The 3552-nt window shown below is 58.7% G+C and carries 3 protein-coding genes and 1 pseudogene; 2 read left to right on the plus strand and 2 right to left on the minus strand.

Translation table 11 applies throughout. The features are described from left to right. Positions 1–310: 310 nt before the first annotated feature. A complete protein-coding gene (locus AC1D34_RS35270) occupies positions 311–1042 on the minus strand; it encodes an outer membrane protein (protein WP_441509123.1) in 732 nt (243 codons plus the stop codon). Positions 1043–1477: 435 nt separating this feature from the next. Between AC1D34_RS35270 and AC1D34_RS35275 the strand changes: the two genes are divergently transcribed. Continuing rightward, entirely contained in the window at positions 1478–1708 is a 231-nt protein-coding gene (locus AC1D34_RS35275; protein WP_441509122.1) for a hypothetical protein, read from the plus strand. A gap of 634 nt (positions 1709–2342) precedes the next feature. Here AC1D34_RS35275 and AC1D34_RS35280 read toward each other — a convergent pair. Further along, positions 2343–2786 carry a helix-turn-helix domain-containing protein gene (locus AC1D34_RS35280; protein ID WP_441509121.1) on the minus strand — a complete coding sequence of 148 codons (444 nt, stop codon included), beginning with the start codon at positions 2784–2786 and terminating at the stop codon, positions 2343–2345. A gap of 501 nt (positions 2787–3287) precedes the next feature. Between AC1D34_RS35280 and AC1D34_RS35285 the strand changes: the two are divergent. Continuing rightward, a pseudogene (locus AC1D34_RS35285) lies at positions 3288–3552 on the plus strand (hypothetical protein); the annotation flags it as partial.

Below are 3552 nucleotides of genomic sequence, written 5' to 3' on the forward strand. Positions count from 1 at the left end.
TAGGCGTTGCAACCGGCGGGGGCGCCTTGCCCTTGCCCTTGGGCGTTGCAACCGGCGGGGGCGCCTTGCCCTTGCCCTTGCCAAACCCAACGCAACCGCCAACGGCAAGCAAAGCAAGCGAAACGACAAGAATAGCCGACTTCTTCATCTGTTGATCCTTGAATATCGTTGCTACGTTCTTGGTAGAAACTGCTCCGTAGCAACGTTTGGTTAAAACAGCGGGCGACCTTCCTACGCGATGCCCGCTGCAACGACCTCCAGCGGTCCCGCCTATTTCCAGCAGGACCGCAGGAGTTCCATTCGCCGCGCGTCAGAACTTGTAGTTCACGCCAACGCGAACGATCCCGCCGCCACCGCCGCCGCTGGTGGTTGCCGTGTAGGTTCCGGCCGGGAGCACGCCGCCCGCGGGGTTTTCGAAGACCCGGGTCTGTCGGCCCTCGCCGGTATCGACGTAGAGACCTTCGAGCTTGACCGTCCAGTTATTGGTGAAGGCGTATTCRACACCGCCRCCGATGGTCCAGCCGGCRTTGCTAGTCGTGTTGCCGGTCAGCGGGTTGCTGTTCAGGCCGCCATAGGCCAGACCGCCGGTGATGTAGACCAGCGTCCGATCGAAGGCGTAGCCGATGCGGGCGCGTACGGTGCCGAAATAGCCGCCGTCACCGCCGCCTCTGCCTGCCCACCAGGTGTACTGCCCCCAGGAGGCATTGCCGCTCGAACCGACATACTGGATATCGGTCTCGAGACCGTAGACCCAGGCGCCGGATTGCCAGTTGTAGCCGATCTGGCCGCCGCCAACGAAAGCGCCGTCGCCGCCGTTGCCGCCCAGAATTCCGGAAGAACCAGCCGTGGGCCCGGTAACGGTGATGTTACCCGAGTCAGCCCAGCCGCCGCCGGCGTTGAGACCGACGTAAAATCCGGTCCAGGTGAAGACGGGAACGTAGACGAACGGCGCCGGCTCCGGGCGGCTGGGGAGATCGGCAGAGAAGGCCGACGTCGCCAGGCAGGTCGCAAGAACGGCGGCGGATACAAGTCCTAATCGCATCGTGTTCTCCGATTCAGGGATAGGCCAGTCAATCTGTTCCATATCAAGTAACTACAGAGAACCCGAATAATCGGCGGCGTTTGCCGAGGAAGTGCCGAATGTTCCGGACTGCGATATTTTGATCACTTCGCTCTATGGGCCCCAAATCTCGACTGCCCGGAGCATCCCAATTTCCACGGACGCCCGAATGCCAACCCGTCGGAGTTCTCGTGACGTCGATAGACAGGGCGGCTGTATTCGGGGCGGCGATTATTGGTCGAAGCGAAACAGTTACGCCAAGGGTAGGCGAATCACCTTGTGCCAGACGCTACACGGGGCCATAAACAGCCTGCTTTGATTGACACGGGCGGACGAAAAGTGGCCTTACGTCAATCATGGTGATCTGGGGCGACAGGGGGCGGCAAAGACTGTTCATAGATCCCGAGGAGCTTCCCCATGAGCGAAGTCTTCAATTCGGACATGATCTCTCGGCGACATGCCCTTTCCTTCTTGTGGTCGGCAGCCGCTCTCGGTGTTGCTGCGGCTGCTACGATCCTGACGGCCTCGAATTCTCAGGCCCAGACCTCCGGCATGGAGCGGCGTGGGGACAGGCGTACGGGGCGCGGGGAGCGGCGTGACACGCGGCGCACCGGACGCACCCACCGGCGTGAGGAGCGGCGCAACTGACTGGGTGCTGCACCCAACTCAGAAACTTCGGTTTACGCCTGGCCCTCGGCCAGGCGTGTTGTCCATCCCTGCTGGGGAAGTCACTCCAGTTCAGGCCATCGATGCTCTTGCTGAGTGCTCATGCGCGATAAATCACGCATGCGGTGCAGTCATCGAAAGATAGTGAACCAAACCAACGTCATCCCTCCCCAGAGCAAGAATGATATGGCAGCTCCCCAAATAATCCCTCGGCCAAAACTATCTTCATCGTCTCCATCGGGCCGAAACCATTTGTAATTCCGCCGGTTTACCGGGTGCGATTCCGGAAATTCGTGAGAACATCCGCTCTTCCTTGAGATCGCCATGCCAATAACCCCTGAGTTGGCGGATAGCGTATCGAATCGCATAATATTCAGCATTCATAATGTACGTTGTCAGACCAAGATCTTGTATCGAAGCGATGTAAGCACACGTATATCGGCTCGTCGACTGTGATTTTCACCTGCCCGTTCGGAGCGGCAGAGATTGGTTAACCAGCGACATCGCGACGATGCGCCACGATAAGACGAGACCGTACGCGCCGGCCTACATTACGATACGTCATTTATTCTCAGCTTCGGTCATCGCGCGCGCTGCAGTTCCGATTGTACTTGCGCTATCCCTGAGATGGCCCGATCTCATCGCTGCTCCCGGCAGGATCGGCATTCACCATGCCTTCAACCATGGCAACGATCCGCTGGCGCTTCGCCGTGCTTTCGGCCTTCAAGAAGGCCTTGACGAGACGAATTCCTTCGCTGGTCGAGAGCAAGTCAGCGATATCGGCGGCACGATCTTCCCGTAAGCGTTCCAGCGGCGCGATGCTTTCAATCGCCGCCGCTTCAAAAAAGTAACCCACCGGGACCTCAAGGATGTTCGCGATGAGCTGAAGACGGCTCGCGCTGAGCCGATTCGATCCGCTTTCGTATTTCTGGACCTGTTGAAACGTGATGCCCAACTGCTCCGCTAGTTGTGACTGGCTGAGGCCAATGAGCTGCCTTCGCGCTCGCAAGCGCGAACCCACGTCTCGATCGATCGAATTCGGTCTTCTCGCGAGCGTCATGACCCGAATCCAGCCCCCCAATCATCCTTTTGTTGTCTGAGCAGGTCGACCTGTCAGCCGACCAACGTCGCGCAAATAACTCCGATGGGGAAAGGGGGGATTAAGCCGGTGCCCCCGCACCGTATACATCAGCACCCGTTCGAAACGATGGGCGCTCGTCCTCTCAGACATCGGCCCAATTAAATCAAAAGAGTCCGTCAACACGGCGGGTGACGACTGTGCTGGCCCAGTGGTGCGGAATTAGTTCGAAATTCGAGCATCTATCTGAGACGGAACGTCAAAGGCGGGACGGAACGTCAAGCCTGAGCGTCGACCGCATTATTGTTGCGGCGGGCCATCGTAGTTCGCTCGACGTTCGGCAAGTATTTTTGCACGAATATTGCGCGATGCGACCATAGGAGTTCTGAAATCTGAGCGAGTACCCTCAAATTGGGGTTGCAGCGATCGCCCCATCTGAGCATCATGCGCGTGCCTAGGTTGATCGGCGGGAGAATTAACCCCATGAATCGGCAAGCGACATCGAGTTTTGTTCCTGATGCCTCGCGCTCCCAACCGATGCCCGCGCCATGCGAAGCCGATATCCGCGCGCAACTGCATTGCATTTTGGCAAGCCGCGATTTCAGCGCTCCCGATCGGCTGCGGCGGTTTCTGACCTATGTGATTGAGCAGACGCTCGCTGGCCGGGCCGACCGCATAAAGGCCTATTCGATCGCGGTCGAAGTTTTTGGCCGGGATACGAATATCGACATTCTGAACGATCCGGTCG

Source organism: Allobosea sp. P1_A7 (assembly GCF_056406775.1).

Excerpts from the sequence above, each read along its gene's own strand:
- AC1D34_RS35275 (WP_441509122.1), top strand. The coding sequence starts at position 1,478 with ATGAGCGAAGTCTTCAATTCGGACATGATCTCTCGGCGACATGCCCTT.
- AC1D34_RS35280 (WP_441509121.1), bottom strand. The coding sequence starts at position 2,786 with ATGACGCTCGCGAGAAGACCGAATTCGATCGATCGAGACGTGGGTTCG.